This window comes from Snuella lapsa (genome assembly GCF_039539345.1).
Lineage (GTDB): Bacteria > Bacteroidota > Bacteroidia > Flavobacteriales > Flavobacteriaceae > Snuella > Snuella lapsa.
The window spans coordinates 1-15,613 of the sequence record NZ_BAABCY010000068.1 but is presented as its reverse complement, the minus strand read 5'-3'; the positions used below and the strand labels follow the sequence as shown (position 1 = coordinate 15,613).

General features: G+C 33.3%; 11 protein-coding genes. 1 reads left to right on the top strand and 10 read right to left on the bottom strand.

Going from position 1 to position 15,613, the window contains the following annotated elements; genetic code table 11:
• Positions 1-76: 76 nt before the first annotated feature.
• From ABD792_RS12765 to ABD792_RS12755, 3 genes are all read right to left on the bottom strand, one after another.
• Positions 77-1,423 (bottom strand): OmpA family protein, encoded by a 1,347-nt coding sequence (locus ABD792_RS12765; protein ID WP_345006612.1) that lies wholly within the window; start codon positions 1,421-1,423, stop codon positions 77-79.
• Positions 1,424-1,806: 383 nt separating this feature from the next.
• On the bottom strand, positions 1,807-2,031 hold the full coding sequence (locus tag ABD792_RS12760) for a helix-turn-helix domain-containing protein (RefSeq protein ID WP_345006611.1): 225 nt from the start codon (positions 2,029-2,031) through the stop codon (positions 1,807-1,809).
• A gap of 14 nt (positions 2,032-2,045) precedes the next feature.
• Positions 2,046-5,669, bottom strand: coding sequence for a hybrid sensor histidine kinase/response regulator (locus ABD792_RS12755; RefSeq protein WP_345006610.1), 3,624 nt, complete (start codon positions 5,667-5,669; stop codon positions 2,046-2,048).
• Between the two features lie 314 nt (positions 5,670-5,983).
• Here ABD792_RS12755 and ABD792_RS12750 point away from each other — a divergent pair, with 314 nt between their 5' ends.
• Positions 5,984-6,481 (top strand): hypothetical protein, encoded by a 498-nt coding sequence (locus tag ABD792_RS12750; RefSeq protein WP_345006609.1) that lies wholly within the window; start codon positions 5,984-5,986, stop codon positions 6,479-6,481.
• Here ABD792_RS12750 and ABD792_RS12745 read toward each other — a convergent pair.
• The 7 genes from ABD792_RS12745 to ABD792_RS12715 all read right to left on the bottom strand — a co-directional run bounded on the left by ABD792_RS12745 (position 6,478) and on the right by ABD792_RS12715 (position 15,501).
• Positions 6,478-6,714 (bottom strand): DUF6095 family protein, encoded by a 237-nt coding sequence (locus ABD792_RS12745; protein WP_345006608.1) that lies wholly within the window; start codon positions 6,712-6,714, stop codon positions 6,478-6,480. The genes ABD792_RS12750 and ABD792_RS12745 overlap by 4 nt on opposite strands.
• Complete coding sequence (gene murQ, locus ABD792_RS12740) at positions 6,704-7,522, bottom strand: N-acetylmuramic acid 6-phosphate etherase (protein ID WP_345006607.1); 819 nt, start codon at positions 7,520-7,522, stop codon at positions 6,704-6,706. Before murQ ends, ABD792_RS12745 begins: the two co-directional genes overlap by 11 nt.
• A gap of 108 nt (positions 7,523-7,630) precedes the next feature.
• Positions 7,631-9,091 (bottom strand): TolC family protein, encoded by a 1,461-nt coding sequence (locus ABD792_RS12735; RefSeq protein ID WP_345006606.1) that lies wholly within the window; start codon positions 9,089-9,091, stop codon positions 7,631-7,633.
• A gap of 137 nt (positions 9,092-9,228) precedes the next feature.
• Positions 9,229-10,572 (bottom strand): ABC transporter permease, encoded by a 1,344-nt coding sequence (locus tag ABD792_RS12730; RefSeq protein WP_345006605.1) that lies wholly within the window; start codon positions 10,570-10,572, stop codon positions 9,229-9,231.
• A 3-nt stretch (positions 10,573-10,575) separates the two neighbouring features.
• Entirely contained in the window at positions 10,576-11,820 is a 1,245-nt protein-coding gene (locus ABD792_RS12725; RefSeq protein WP_345006603.1) for an efflux RND transporter periplasmic adaptor subunit, read from the bottom strand.
• A 344-nt stretch (positions 11,821-12,164) separates the two neighbouring features.
• Positions 12,165-13,016 carry a DUF4249 domain-containing protein gene (locus ABD792_RS12720; protein WP_345006602.1) on the bottom strand — a complete coding sequence of 284 codons (852 nt, stop codon included), beginning with the start codon at positions 13,014-13,016 and terminating at the stop codon, positions 12,165-12,167.
• 115 nt (positions 13,017-13,131) lie between these two features.
• Complete coding sequence (locus tag ABD792_RS12715; protein ID WP_345006601.1) at positions 13,132-15,501, bottom strand: TonB-dependent receptor; 2,370 nt, start codon at positions 15,499-15,501, stop codon at positions 13,132-13,134.
• Between the last annotated feature and the right edge of the window lie 112 nt (positions 15,502-15,613).

Below are 15,613 nucleotides of genomic sequence, written 5' to 3'. Positions count from 1 at the left end.
TTTCATGATTTTTTGATTAATAGCTGATTTTGTTTAGGAGTTCCAGCAGATATTGGCAAACTTTTTATTCGTTATTTTAAATTTTTATAAATTCAACACGCCTATTATTAGCTTTTCCCTCTGGGGTATTATTGTCGGAAACAGGCACACTTTCCCCCATGCCTTTAATAGTCATTCTTGAAGCATCAATATTTAGATTTATTAACGCTTGTTTAACAGCATTGGCTCTTTGTTCTGATAATTGGTTGTTGTGTGTTTCTGAGCCATCACTATCGGTATGGCCTTCAATTCTAAATTTTAAATCTGGGTGCTCCTGCATCATTTTAGCAATTTCATTTATAACGCCGGATGATTCTGGTTTTATACTGGATTTATTTATGTCGAACAGAATACCTCTGGTAACTATTTTTCCCTCAGTTAAGACACGATCATAAAGTTTTTTTCCGCCTTCGGCTATCCTAATATTTTTAATAGCTATGGTGAAATTTTCTTTTCCGTGTGGGTGGGTATATCCTTCGATAGACACTTTTTTGGGTTTGAATCCTAAGTTTGGAATATTAAGTGCGCGAAATTCATCTACAAATACTTTTAATGAGCGTTTGTTAAAGGCGATAGCTATGTGTTTCCAAACGGGTTCCATGCCCATCATGGTATCTTCAAAGTTTTTAAATTGTCTGTCTTGTCCCTTTATTTTTGCATCAAAGAGGGCTCCAAAGCGATAAATGTGTAAGGGGTAGTATGTACTTTCATTATTTGGTAATCTGCTGTGAGAATTGCCATCCCAAAACCTTAGTTTAAACACTTGGTTGTACAGGTGGTTTTTCATGATTTCCAGATCGAAATAGGCATCAAATTCTATTGTAAAAACATCGGGGAGATAGGCATCAGTTTCCATTAAAGGGGTAATGATACTTCCATTTTCAAGATTGATAATGTTTTCATTATTAAATGAAGCATTTTCGGCATTTCCTTTTATCAGGTCCCAACGCGAAGGGAATTCTCCGTTTTCTTCGTGATTTAAATCATCGTGGAATATGATGTGGTCACCTGGAACAAAATTGTATTTTGACCAGGGTTTGTTAACTTGGGGAGGGGCAACAGGTTCTTCAACTAATTCTATTGTGTCATCTTGAAATTCTGAATCGTTTTCGCCATTGTTGGTGTTATCGTTTAAGGTGTCATCACCTTCATTAGAGTCCTCATTTTCTGAACTGCCTTTATTTTTCTTAAGTTTCTTGTCGACATTAAACAACGTGTCCATTGCTTTTTCGGTTTTCTCAGTAGTTTTTTCTTCAACTTTTCTGAGAACTGTTTGTTTTGCAGCTTCTTCTGCTCTTTGCTTTATTTTTTTGAATATTTGGGAATGGGAGTCAAATCCATTTAATATGCTAAATATCAAAAAGATTATAATTTTTGATTTCATGACAAACAATTTTGATTTTAATAAAAAAGGGAATAATTACTTTATCTGTTTTCATTATTCCCTTCACTCCAATTAATAGCCTCTTTTATTTTTTTAATTTGAATGATTTTACAATTTTATTGTCTAGCATGATGTTAAATGTGTATTTACCCGGTTTTAAATGGTCAATACTTAAGTAGATGTTATTTAATTTATTACTTTGAGGCGCTATTTCATCCTTATCAACAAGCATTGCTACTATTTATCTAATCTGTCAAAAAGTTGTTAGTTAGTAAATTAGGAGCATTTGGATTATAAAGTTATTATTAGAATGTGTAACATGCTATATTATATGTAACAAAGTGTATAACATATGTAACATATTTAAGCAAGGTGTTAATTGTCTATTTAGAAAGAAACTCGGAAGGGGTGCATTGGTATACTTCCTTGAAACATTTAGAAAAGTAAGAGGGTGAACTAAAGCCTACGGAATAGGTTATTTCGGACACGGTACTATGGTTTTGTTCCAGTAGTTTTTTTGCTAGTTTTAAGCGTTCCATTCTAATAAATTCGGTTGTAGACATTCCAGTTAGGGCGTTCAATTTTCTGTGAAGCTGCATGCGACTCATTAGCATTTTTTTACTTAGTAGTGTTGCATTAAAATGGTTTGGGTAATATGTGAGTCTAGTATTTTTTTTAACCTAAACAGGAATTGTTGATCTGGTTTGGAATTAATAACATCATTTAATTCATAAGCGTTTCCATATCGTTTTTGCAGATTATGTCTTAGTTCAATTAGTTTTTGAATGCGTACTTTAATTTTTTCACTGTTAAAGGGTTTTATAATATAATCGTCTGCACCAGTTTTTAACCCTTCAATTTCGTTTTTGTCACCACTCTTGGCCGTTAATAAAATGATTGGTATATGACTAGTACGTTCATCATTTTTTAAGGTTTTACACAATTGTATACCGTCTGTTTTAGGCATCATAATGTCACTAATAATAATATCGGGTATGTGCTTTAAGGCTTTTTTTATGCCTTGTTTTCCGTTAGAGGATTCAATGATGTTGTATTCTTCTTTTAATATGGATCGTATAAATTGTCTTATGTCCTTATCGTCTTCAACTATTTGTAACAGATATTTTTTTGTACCGTTTGTTGTATCGGTACTATCTACAAACGAAAGGGGTGTGTTTATTTCTTCTTTGTCTACCCTTTCATTTGAGTGATCGTTAATTTCGGATGTATTAAAAAGGGATCTTTCAATAGGTAAGGTAACAGTAAATTGAATTTCATCGTTGTTTATGGTATGTGCTACTATATTTCCATGGGACAGGGTTACTAATTCTTTTACTAATGAGAGTCCAATACCAACACCATCGGTATTTTTGTTGCTTTGGTAAAAGCGTTTGAATAATTTTCCTATTTCAGAATTTTTAAGGGTGTTCCCATTGTTGACCGTTGTTATGATAACCTGATCTTGGTGGGTTGTCGATTCAAAGTGTATCTTTCCTTGTTTTAGTGTGTATTTTATTGCATTGGATAATAGATTGGTAACAATTTTTTCTATAACATCTTTATCAAACCAAGCTTGAGGCATTGGCACTATTTTAAAAGTAAAGGCTATGTCTTTTTCTTCTGCTTTGTATATAAATCCAGCAATTATTTGCTTTAATAATACAGATAAATTGCCTTTGCTAACGGAAAGATTTAGGTTTCCGGTTTCCAATTTGGACAGGTCTAACAACTGATCTACTAGTCCCAATAGTCGTTTAGAATTTCGTTGTACAAGTATGAGGTCTTGTTTGTCTTCGTTGGTTAAACTTGGGTTGTTTAATTGTTTTTCTACTGGACCGGTGATTAAAGTTAAAGGTGTTCTAAATTCGTGGGATAGATTTGTGTATAGTCTGGTTTTTAATTTGTCTAGTTTCTTTAAGCGCTTTGTTTCTTTATGTTCAAATTTTAACTGCATTTTTATATGCCACCGCCATTTTAAATAGTAGTATATGCTGTATGATGTAATTAAAAATAGCAGTGCGTAAATAATAATTGCCCCAGAACTAAAATACCAAGGTTGTTTAATTGTAAAGGAGTAGGTTGTTGGCATTTCGCTCCATACACCATCGTAATTACTCGAAATAACCTTAAAAGTATAGTTATTTGGAGGTAGGTTTGTATAGTGAGCTATGTTTTTGTTTTTTGATTCAATCCAATCATTATCATGATTTACAAGCTGGTACTTAAAGAAATTACGTTCTGGTTGGGAAAAGTGTAAACTGGAAAAGGTGAATGTTACTGTATTTTGATCATATTTTAATTCTAAATCATTACTTAAGGGCCGTCCATTGGAAAAAACTTCAAGCTTCGTAATAACGGTTCTGGGTTTAACGGTGTTGTATGTTAACTGTTCTGGGTTAAACCAATTGATGCCTTCAAGGCCTCCAAAATACAGTGTTCCTTTCGAATCTTTAAAATATGCACCTGTGTTAAATTCGCTGCCTTGTAATCCATCATAAAAGCTAAAGTTTTCGAAACTTTTGTTGGTGCTTGTATTATCAAATCTGGTTATTCCTTTATTGGTGCTCAACCATAGTACCCCATTACCGTCCGGTAAGATACCGTATATTACATCATTGGCAAGTCCGTCTTTTTGGGTATAGGTTTGAACAGTATTCTTGATAATGTCGAATTTTTTTATACCCGTACCGTTAGTACCAACCCATAAGATGTTGTTTGTATAGAGCAACGACTTTACTTTATAATGCAAACCATTTATTTTAGAGATCTTATTTGTGTTTTTATTCAATTTAAACACGCCGTCATTGTCTGTGCCGATCCAGAGTATGCTATCGTTTTCCTTTACTAAAGCTCTAACATTGTTTGAGGTAAGGGCAGAGTTTTCTTTACTGTATCTTTTAATAAAACCTTTGTCTTTATCGAATAGAATAATTCCGTAACGCTCTGTACACAGCCATCTTGAATTTTTTGTTTCTTCAACAATGCGCCATATAGTAAAGTTGTTGCACTTTGGATAGGATTTAAAATTTCCAGAAATGTCCATACTATTAAGTCCATAACCTTGATGTCCTGTCCATAGCTCATTGTCAAAGTAATTCAAGCTAATGATTCTACTACTGTTAAGTTGGGAGTTGTTGGAAGTGAAGGTTTTATAATTTTTATTTTTAATATCTACGTAAGTTAAACCCATTCCAGAAGTTCCTATCCAAATGTTCCCTTCTTTGTCTGTTGTTATACTCCTAACCATATCTACATTGACGCTTTTGGGTACTTGATTGTTGGTAAGGATATTAAATTTTATTAAATGTTCATCATAGTAGCTAGCTCCAGTTCCGTCTGAACCAAACCATATAATGCCTGTGGTGTCTTCGTAAAGACAAAGCATGTCGTTATAATGTATTGCAAACGGGTCATTTTTATTAGCTTTGAAGTTGGTTATCTTTTTTGATTTTAAATCCATTAAGTATACTCCATTGCCATAAGTAGCAATCCATAAGCGATCTTTGGAGTCGACCAAAAGATCCTCTATATTAAGATTGTGAGGCAGTTTATCATGCTCAAACCTTGTGATGTTGTCTGTATTATAGGGTTTGTAAAATAGCCCAGCTCCATAAGTTCCTATCCAAAGATTTCCGTTTGGTGTTTTTTGAATGCTACTAAAATTGGTGTTTAAACGGCTTTCAACAGTTAAGGCCTTGTAAGTATTACCGTTGTATAGGTAGATAGCTCCAGAGCATGTAACGATTAAACCGTCGTCGGTTTCAATATAGTCGTAAACAGTTCTATACCTGTCTCTAGTCTGAAAGATCTGTAAGGTGTCCTTTGATCTATAATCTATCTTAAACAACCCTTTGTCGTAGGTGCCAATATATAGGTTTAAGTTTTTATCTTGATAAATGGAGCTAGTATTATAAGGGAGTTTTATATGTTTAAAGGAATCGTTTTCTGGTTGATATATTTCCAGTTTGCCAGAATGCGTTATTATCCATAATCTATTTTGTTTATCGATATATATTTTTCCAAGTTTACTAAAAGTTGTTCGTGTTATGTCTTCAAATTGTTTATTGTAATGTGTAAAACTTCTGCCATCATATTTATTCAAACCATCTTGCGTAGCTAACCATAAATATCCTATACTATCTTGAGCAATGCTAATTACACTATTTTGGGATAGACCGTCACTTATGGTTAGCGTTTTAAATGCAAACTGTTTGGTAATAGGTAGTGTGTCTTGATGCTTGTTCACTAAATTTTGGCTATTCATTAAAAATGAACAAGTAATTACAAGGCTAACAAAGAATTTAATTTTTAGACCAGCTACCATAGGGTTGATTATAACATATAGTTGGTTAATAGCGAAAAAACTAAATGAATACTAATACTTTAAAGTTAGTAAATTTTTGTATAATGATTTGATTAAAAGTATATTGTAAAAAAATCTAGTGTAATATAATGGAATTTGACTGTAATGCTTCTAAATTTTATTGTAAGGAAACGATTATTATAAGACTAATTTTTAAATAATTTTAAAAATTAAATATTTTAGCTACATTAGTCTTCATGAACGAAATTATTGGATCTACACTTAAAACACTTCAAAAGTCTAAGTATTTGTTAGAGAAATTAACAGATTCGCAATTATGCGATACCTCTATAGCTCCGTATTATTCTAGTATTGGAACGCATCTTAGGCATATTCTGGATTTTTACGATTGTATATTAAATATTACAGGCAAAAAAATAGATTTAACGGCCAGACGTAGAAATAAAGTGGTTGAATCCAATTGTGATTCGGCGCAACAATATTTGGATACAATAGTAGACGAGCTAACAGTTACGAACTTTGATATGGAAGGGAATGTGCGTGTATTGGACGATTTAGGTCTGGGGACAATAGAGATTACCTATACGTACGGTGCCTTGTTTTCACAAGCAAATAGCCATACGATTCACCATTACGCTATAATAAATTATATATTAAAAGGGTTGGGTATTACTTTTAAAGATTCAGATTTTGGATATAACCCTACCACGCCTAAGCAAACAACCTTGGGTTAAGGTTTCTTTTTAAACATGCTATCTAAGATTGTATTGATGCCTCTGAAGCCGAAGTAAATGGCAAGTCCGCAGATAGCTATAGATATAATTAAAAGCGGAATATGAAAAGGTTTGTCTTTATTGTTGAGTACAATATACAAAAGGGTAGGGCCAGCAAACATGAGAACTAGTGTTATTCCCATGGTCTTTAAGCCTTTTGCAAGCGTTTCTTTGTCGGTTTTTTCAGTTTCCATTATTATAGTTTTGAATGGCAAGGCGAACGCTTTTATTTTTTTTTAAAAGCTTTGAAGCTTCTTCTTCAGGAATATTTAATTCTTTCATGAGCATTTTTGTACCGCGATCCACCAGTTTGGTATTGCTTAGTTGCATATCGACCATCTTGTTACCTTTAATATGGCCTAATTGGATCATCGTAGCAGTAGTTATCATGTTAAGAACAAGCTTTTGGGCGGTACCAGCTTTCATTCTAGAGCTTCCTGTAACAAATTCCGGACCAACAACAACTTCAACAGGAAATCTAGAAACATTAGAAAGAGGACTGTTTATATTACAAGTAATACAGCCTGTAATAATATTATTTTCATTACATGCTTTTATAGCAGCTATTACAAAAGGGGTCGTTCCAGATGCAGCGATACCAACAACAACGTCTTCATTTGAAATCTTATGTTTTTGCAAATCCTTCCAACCCTGTGTGGAGGAATCTTCTGCAAATTCAACGGAATTCCTAATAGCGTTATCTCCTCCTGCTATAAGCCCTATTACAGGATTGGGATCTACGCCAAAGGTAGGAGGGCATTCCGAAGCATCTAAAATACCTAAACGCCCACTGGTGCCGGCGCCAATATAAAATAAACGCCCTCCCTGTTTTAATTTGATAACAATTTGTTCTATTAGTCGTTCTATTTGAGGCAAGGCTTTTTCGACAGCGAACGGAACAGTTTTGTCTTCGTTATTAATATTCTCTAATAATTCGCTAACACTCATCTTTTCCAGATGGTTGTATTTAGAATCCTGTTCGGTGGTTTTTATAAAGCTCATGCCTCAAAAATATGAATTAATCATTTATATTACTCGATAATCGAGATTTAAATCTTTTAGTGATTACCTGTAAGTTAAAATAAATTTTTAGAGGCCAACAGTTAGTGCTTATTCATATAAGATGTCCTCAATTTCTATTCTTTTATCATTGATAAAATCATATAAGGTAAGTTGTCTTAACGTATAATAGTCTATCCAGAATTTTTCTAGGGAGTTTAAATATTGGAGTACGGCTTTGTCCTTTTCTTGTAGCGCAATGTTTAGGTCGGTAATGGTAATTTTACCCAACATGTACCTTTTTTTTGATATTTCATATCTTTTAATGGCAATCTCCTTTGCTTTTTCGGAGGTTGCAAGAAAATCCCTTTGATTGGTCCAATTTAAAACATGCAAATAGATTTCTTGCTCAAAAGCTTGTTTGTCCTGTTCTATGTTATTGTTGGTTAAATCTAAATCGGCTTCGGCCATTTTGCGCCTTGATTTTGAAACGCCCCAATCAAATATTGGTATGGAAAGCGATAAAGACAAAATTTGTTGCTTATTAAAGTTGTTAAAAAGGTTATTGAAATCATCTCCGTTTTGAGAAATTCCGAAATTGGCATTAAGACCCAACTCTACTTTGTTGGTTCCTTTTGCACGAGCAAGTTCCCTTTCTGCTTCTAGACGTTTTCTCCTGAATTCGATGACAGCTTTTCTATTGGTCTGAGCTTCTTGAATTGCCTTATCAACACTAACGTTAAAAAGGGCTAAGTTATCTGGAATGCCTAGTTCTATATCCTCTGTATCCAGTTCTAGATATCGTGCCATATTTTGGGAACTTCTCTTTAATTCTATGGTGTTTATAGTAACGTTGTTTTCTGAATTTAAAAGTGTTAATTCCATTTGTAATAATTCGTTTTCTGCAATTTTACCAACTTTAAACCGTCCTTGAGAAATTTGATATAACGTATCTTGATTGGAAAGATTCTTTTTCGCTATTTTTAATTGCATTTGAGCTTTAAGCAAGCTAAAATAGCGGCGGCAAGTGCTTATGGAGATTTGCTCCATTTTTTCTATAAAATCCCTTTTAGATTCTTCATAAATTAAGGGCTCTATCTTTTTGTCCCATCTGTAGGGGTTGAAAAACAATGAGTTTTGACGGTATCTAAGGGAAAAAGGAATTACTGAGTATCCTATATTATCGTCAAGACCAAAAAGTTCTACACGTTCCAAATTTGAGTATACCGACAAGGTACCACCCGTATATGGGATATTTTGGGATATGGACAATCCGCCTTCTATTAATAGCTGATCTTGATTTACAAAGATATCCTGACCAGCATCGTTAGTTAGCCTTCTAACAGAATTCCTGTATTCTGGTAAGGTCGCATCAAGTCTAAATTGAGGTAAAAAACGTGCTTTGTAGTTTTTAAAGCGCCAATAACTTCTTTGATTAATATTTAAGTTTGTTTTATAATCTGGCGATTTTTTTTTGGCGATGCTTATCGCTTCATCTAATGTTATCTTTTGAGATTGAGAAAATGAAATTATAGGCAATAATGCTATTAAAATCAGATATATTTTTTTCATGTGTTTATATTTATTGTTTTTAGTAGGTCATGCTCCGACCGGGCTTAGTACATGCGTATAATATCCATATAATCATTTTGTTGTTTAACATGGATGTTATATTGCATGTGCGTGTTTACAATTTAAAAAGTATGAGGTTATTCACTTCTTAAAGCTTCAATTGGACGTTTTTTTGCTGCTGCTTTGGCAGGAAATATTCCAAAGACCAATCCTACGATAACAGCAATAAAAAAGGAAAGCATCATTGAATTTACAGATAATATGGTTTTAATACCAGATGTCAATTCAATAATATAGGCACCAATAATACCTGCAAAAATACCAATAACACCACCTCCAAGGCTAATGAGAACAGATTCCGATAGGAATTGTAAAACTACGTCTTGCTCGGTAGCACCAATAGCGCGTATTATGCCTATTTCTTTAGTGCGCTCCAGAACCGATGCCAACATAATATTCATAATCCCAATACCGCCTATTAAGAGCGATATACCAGCAATAATACTCAATACTATATTGAAAATTTGTTTTGTTTTTTGCTGTTGTTTAAGTAGTTGTATCGGAATGGTTATTTCAAAATCCAATACGTCATTATGTCTACGTTTAAGCATTTTACTTAAAACTTCGGCAGTTGCTTTCAGCTCATTAGAGTTGGAAACCTGAACCGTTAATTTATCTATTTGATGATAGTTTCCTCGGGGAATACGTTGTTTGGGGCCATTTTGATTTCCCCTTCGAGCCCCTATCTTATCGGTGATAACTTTCCTGTCTCTATAACGGACTAAAAACGTACTTGTAGGTATGTAGACATCTTGGTTTAAATCCCTAATGCCTAAATTTTCCTGAGCTTTATCGGATATTAATTTTTCTTCAATAACGCCTATAACTTGTAACCAAACATTTTTAACTTTGATTTGTTTGCCTAAGGCACTTTCTCCCGTAAATAATTTTTTTTCGACTTTTTTACCTATGATGCATACAGGTAATGCATTTTTGATTTGGTAATCAGAAAATATTTTACCCTTGTCCAAGTTTACATTGGAAGATTCGAAAAAAGTAGGGGTTATCCCGATAAGTTTAACAGGGTTTTGTTTCCCATTGTTAATTACGTAGGTATCTAAAATGATTTCAGGACTAACAAGTTTTACACTGGGAATATTTTCTTGAACACTTAAAGCATCTAAAATATCTAAGCCTTTAGAAAACTGTTTGGATTCAGTTTTATTATCTTCTTCACTGTCAGTCTCGTCTTCTTTATCTGGAATAGGAGTAACTACTATGTTATTAACTCCAACCAATTCCAATTGCGCCAATATTTCCTGTTCTGCACCATTACCAATTGCGAGCATGGTGATTACGGAAGCTACACCAAAAATAATTCCTAAGGCCGTTAAAAAGGTTCTTATTTTATTGGTTTTTATAAACCAGAAGGCTTCCCTAAAATTGGATTTTAGTTTGTCTAAAAGTATCTTGTCTATCATCTCTTAGTTTAATAGCGTTATACTTTTTTCTTCCAATCCTTCAGGTTTATTTAGGAAAACGATGTCATCTTCATTTAATCCTTTATTGATTATTACGGTTTCGTTATTTGAAAGCCCTAGTTCGACTTGTGTTTTTTCTACAGAATAACCTTTTTTAACATAAACGAAGCTAATAGAGTCTTTAGAGAATACAGCTTCCAAGGGCATCATTAATACATCTTCTTCTTGGTGTGTTAATATTCTATTGGATGTGGTCATACCAGGTCTAATGTTTTCATCTGTTCCATTAAGTTTGATTAGAACTTGAAAAAGCTTAATGTCTGAGCCAGCTTTGGTTTCTCCAACATTGGCTACCTCTGTTACAACACCGTCTAATTCGATGTCTGGGAATGCATCAAAACCTACTTTTACTTTAAGATCTTTTTTTATTTTTCTAATGTCTACTTCATTGCTATAGGTTTTGGATTCCATTTTTGTTAAGTCGGGTAAGCTGGCTATTGCTGGCTCCCAAGGAGATATCGTTGATCCTACCTTTTTTTTAGCTCCATTCCATTCTTTTACATAGGTGACCATACCATCATCATCAGAATAAATGGTAAATTCTTTTTGTAAGCTTCTTAAATCATCGATTAGTTTTTTAATTTTTAGCACTTCGTTACCAACCTGAATCATTTTGGCATTGGCCTGTCTCTTTTTAATAGAATAGTCTGCTTTCTTTTCTTTTAAATTTCGCTCGGTCTTTTCAATTTTTATCTCTAAGGATCTAATAGTTGCTGGCGATTCGTATTTTGAGCGTTCCAATTCTAATTTGTCCTCTTCAATACTGAATAACAAATCTTTAATGGTATTGCGTTCTTGTTTTAATGTAAGGGTTGTATCTAGCTGCTGTTGTGTGTACTTGGATTGCGCACTTTCAAGATTTAGCATGGCATCGTTAATTTTACCGTTAACTTCGGACGGGTCTAATTTACCTATATACCCTCCCTTTTTTACAACAGTTCCCTCTGGAACTAAATCCTGTATTTTTAATTGGTATAATCCAAACCTACTGGCATTACTTGGTCCATTGATTTTTTTCGAGCTGGTTGATTGCGCCTCGCCCGAAATAATGACTTCGTCTGTAAAAGTTCCTTTGGTTACCTTGGCGGTTAGTGAAACATCTTCATCACTACTACTGCTATAAAATGAATAAGTAGCAACAAGTGTTATAGCGATTAACGCTACGTAAATGATCTTTTTTTTGTTCATAATTTTTGATTGATGTTGATTAAAAAAATAAATGTAAATGGTATTAGACTTTATAAAAGTTAACTTTTTTATAAAATTCTTACAATTAATATTTTATTAACGTTTTAAAAATGCAAAACGGATTTACTTAAAAAAATATTGTAGAAAAATTCTATCAATTATTATGCCGCTATGAAATTTTAACAATTTGAATACTAAATTTCGCTATATCTATATGAGTTTTCGTTCAAATATTTACGTGTAGAAACTTTTTAGATTGAGAAATCCATAGTAATGATTGGTCCATTGTTATGGAAGCGAAAAATTAAAGGTATCAGTATTAATAAAATTGGGCTTTAAAGAACCTATTCAACGATGTATTGGAAACTCGCTACTTCTGAAGCTCTAAAGTATCCCAGAGGGTAATTGTTTGGGTTTGTTGTGTTTATGCAGTTGCCTCTTACCGATGCTGGCTGTGTTTCAAATGGATCACCAGCTTCATCATCACTTTGTTGGAGTAAAATATTCATAAAGTTATAGAACCGTTTTGATACACCATAATTTCTAATAATAAGTTCATTACCCGTATTTAAGTCTTCACTAGAATGGAAAGCAAAAATTTCGTTACCATCGTTAAATTCATCATCATAAACTTCTAGGCTTAATAATTCGGTATCGGTGTTAATGAATTCAAAAAAGTAAAAGTTCTCAATATTTTTGGGATCCTGATAATAGGCTTTTATTTCGGTTTCCTCACCAGAAAAACCTCCATTGTTTTTTTGCTCCACATAATCTATATCACTTACAGGGATAAGTGTTTCAGTACCTGTATATAACTCGCCTTTATATAAAATATTAAGGTTATAAGTGCCGTTAATTACAGCTATGAAGTTGTTGGTTTTATAAATACCTGTATTATCTTCTTCTGTAAAAGTAAAGATATTGTTGTTGGAATCCGTTACGGTTACAGTGGCACCGGTAGCAGGAGGTATAGAGTTGTTAAAATAAGGAGCACTAAGTGTTAGCTGAATATATTGTGATTTTCCATCAGAACCTTTAAACCAGTTTAATGAGGCATTTATTACCAATTTTGGTTGAGATTCAGGCACTTTTACGTCAATGACATCTTCACACGACATAGAAAAAAAACAAAGCAACAGTATGTATACAAAACCTTTAGGGAAGCTATTTCTTAAAGTTGTTAATGTTTGTTTCATCTGTTTTTAATTTTATTTGTTTTTTAGCGGTCAGAATTGTCTATTGGCAAATATTTATGTTATCGGTAAATATCTCGGTTGGCACCAATATTTGTTATGTATAAATCTCATAAACTTAAAATTTAAAATTATAAGATATTGAAGGTACAATTCCAAAAATAGAAAGTCGAATAGCTTCATTTAATCCTGTATCATTATTTTGTCTAAATGATATTGATGCTGCATTTCTTCTATTATAAATGTTGTAAATACTAAAAACCCAATAGCTTTGCCAACCGCTTGATTTTTTAGGCTTTGGTGTAAATGTTGCTGCCATATCCAAACGGTTGTATGTGGGCAATCTGTCTGTATTTCGCCCACTAAAATTAGGAATGTTAATACCATTGTATTCATACTGTCCATCGGGATAGGTTGTTGGCTGACCAGTTTGAAATAAAAAATTGGCATTTAGTTTCCATTTACTATTCCATTGGTAGCTGCCTGTAAACGATAGGTCATGTGTTTTGTCGTATGGCGTTTTATACCATCTTCCATTGTTTATTCCGATCTCTGTTGGAGTCCTGCCTTTTGTTTGCTGTTCGGAACGAGATAGGGTGTAAGCAAGCCACCCATTTATAAGACCTTTGTGTTTTTTGAGGAGTAATTCTAAACCATATGCTTTAGCTTTTCCACTTAAAATAACCTGTTCTATGGCATTGTTAGCAATTAAATTTGCACCATCTATATAGTCTATTCTGTTTTTTACAGTTTTATAAAAGCTTTCAATTTCAAAAGAATAGTTGTCATTTTTAAAATTTTTAAAATAACCTATGGCAAATTGATTTAGTAGCTGTGGTTTTGCATATTTGCCACTAGGCGTCCATACGTCTAGGGGTGTAGGGGAGCTGGTGTTTGATAATAAGTGTAAATACTGACTTATTTTGTTAAAACTAGCTTTTAAAGCACTGTTTTTGTTTAATTGGTATGAAAGAGATATGCGGGGTTCTAAATTGTGGAACTGCGCTATAATATCACTGCGTTTGTACATTTTGGTTCCTGTAGGTTCAGCTAATTCATAAATTTTTAAATCCTCATTAAATAGAACGGGTAAGTTATTTTCGTAGGTGTTGAGTTCGTTTTGACCGAGTCTAAAAAATGAACTGAACCTTAAGCCATATGACAACGATAATGAATTTGAAACTTTATGGTTTACATCAAGATAGAGGGCATTTTCGAAAGCATATTTATCTGTTAGTTTAAAAGGATTAATACCAGATGTTTCAGAAGTTGGTACTATGTTACCCGGATTAAATTTATAATAAATACTGTTTAGTCCATACTCCAGTTTTAATTTGTTGCTTAAGTAATGTTTGAAATCGTATTTTAAGTTAAAATTTTTAATGCCTGAATTCCAGTCGAACTCAACAAAATTAAGTTTTAGGCCATAATAATAATCAGAGTAAATTAAGGAAAGGTTAGAAAAGAGTTTGTCATTGAATAAATGGTTCCATCTAAAATTTAATACACTATTACCATAAGTGTTATCAAAACTGTCGGCAATTCTAAAAACATCGCGTCCAAAGTATCCTGAGAGGTATATACTGTTATTGCTATTTAGCTTATAGCTTAATTTAGTGTTTAAGTCGTAGAAGTATGCAATATTATCGGTGTCGAATAGCGGAAGAAACAAATGTGCATAGGACGATCTGCCACCAAATAGAAAAGAACCTTTGTCTTTTTTTAGAGGGCCTTCGGCCAATAATCTACTGGATACAAGCCCTATACCACCGTTAAAATGAAGGGACTTACTATTGCCATCTTTCTGATAGATGTCCAAAACAGATGATACGCGTCCACCATATCGTGCAGGAATCCCCCCTTTATATAGTTTTAGGTCTTTTATGGCGTCTGGGTTAAAAACAGAAAAGAAACCAAATAAATGTGAAGCGTTATATACTGTGGCTTCATCTAAAAGAATTAAGTTTTGGTCTGCTGCGCCACCACGAACATTAAAGCCAGATGAGCCTTCGCCAGCGTTCGTTATTCCAGGGAGCAGTGTAATGGCCTTTATAATGTCTGATTCACCGAGTACAACAGGTATTTCTTTAATGGTTCCTGAGGTAATACGGTTTACACTCATTTGTGGAGATTTTATGTCGAGCTTTTCACTGTTGCTGGTTATAACAACTTCGTCAAGGTTTTCCAATATATCTGTGAGACTGTAATCCCTCGATATATTTTTAGATAATATTATGGTATCAACTTTTTTATTAAATCCCAGATAGCTTATTCCTATTTTGTAAGTGCCTTTTGGTAGAGTAATAGAAAAGAAGCCATATTCGTTGGTTGAGGTTCCTGTTTTTAAATCGGGAAATAGGATATTAACACCTATTAAAGTTTCATTACTTTTTTCTTCAAAAATGGTTCCGCTAAAGGTGAATTTTTCTTGAGCATTTACGGTGTTAAGGAAAAGAATAAAAACTAACCAGAATAATTTACGGTGCATTATTTAGCATTTTGTGTAAAAATAAAAAAAGCTCCTTTAAAGTAGCCATGGTCGGAAGAAATTCCGGCCATTTTTTTTAAGTTTTAAAAACCTTATCAGGATTCCCCCCAGC

Coding starts and splice junctions, on each gene's coding strand:
- ABD792_RS12765 (WP_345006612.1), bottom strand. CDS start 1,423: ATGAAATCAAAAATTATAATCTTTTTGATATTTAGCATATTAAATGGA.
- ABD792_RS12760 (WP_345006611.1), bottom strand. CDS start 2,031: ATGAGTCGCATGCAGCTTCACAGAAAATTGAACGCCCTAACTGGAATG.
- ABD792_RS12750 (WP_345006609.1), top strand. CDS start 5,984: ATGAACGAAATTATTGGATCTACACTTAAAACACTTCAAAAGTCTAAG.
- ABD792_RS12745 (WP_345006608.1), bottom strand. CDS start 6,714: ATGGAAACTGAAAAAACCGACAAAGAAACGCTTGCAAAAGGCTTAAAG.
- murQ (WP_345006607.1), bottom strand. CDS start 7,522: ATGAGCTTTATAAAAACCACCGAACAGGATTCTAAATACAACCATCTG.
- ABD792_RS12735 (WP_345006606.1), bottom strand. CDS start 9,091: ATGAAAAAAATATATCTGATTTTAATAGCATTATTGCCTATAATTTCA.
- ABD792_RS12730 (WP_345006605.1), bottom strand. CDS start 10,572: ATGATAGACAAGATACTTTTAGACAAACTAAAATCCAATTTTAGGGAA.
- ABD792_RS12725 (WP_345006603.1), bottom strand. CDS start 11,820: ATGAACAAAAAAAAGATCATTTACGTAGCGTTAATCGCTATAACACTT.
- ABD792_RS12720 (WP_345006602.1), bottom strand. CDS start 13,016: ATGAAACAAACATTAACAACTTTAAGAAATAGCTTCCCTAAAGGTTTT.
- ABD792_RS12715 (WP_345006601.1), bottom strand. CDS start 15,501: ATGCACCGTAAATTATTCTGGTTAGTTTTTATTCTTTTCCTTAACACC.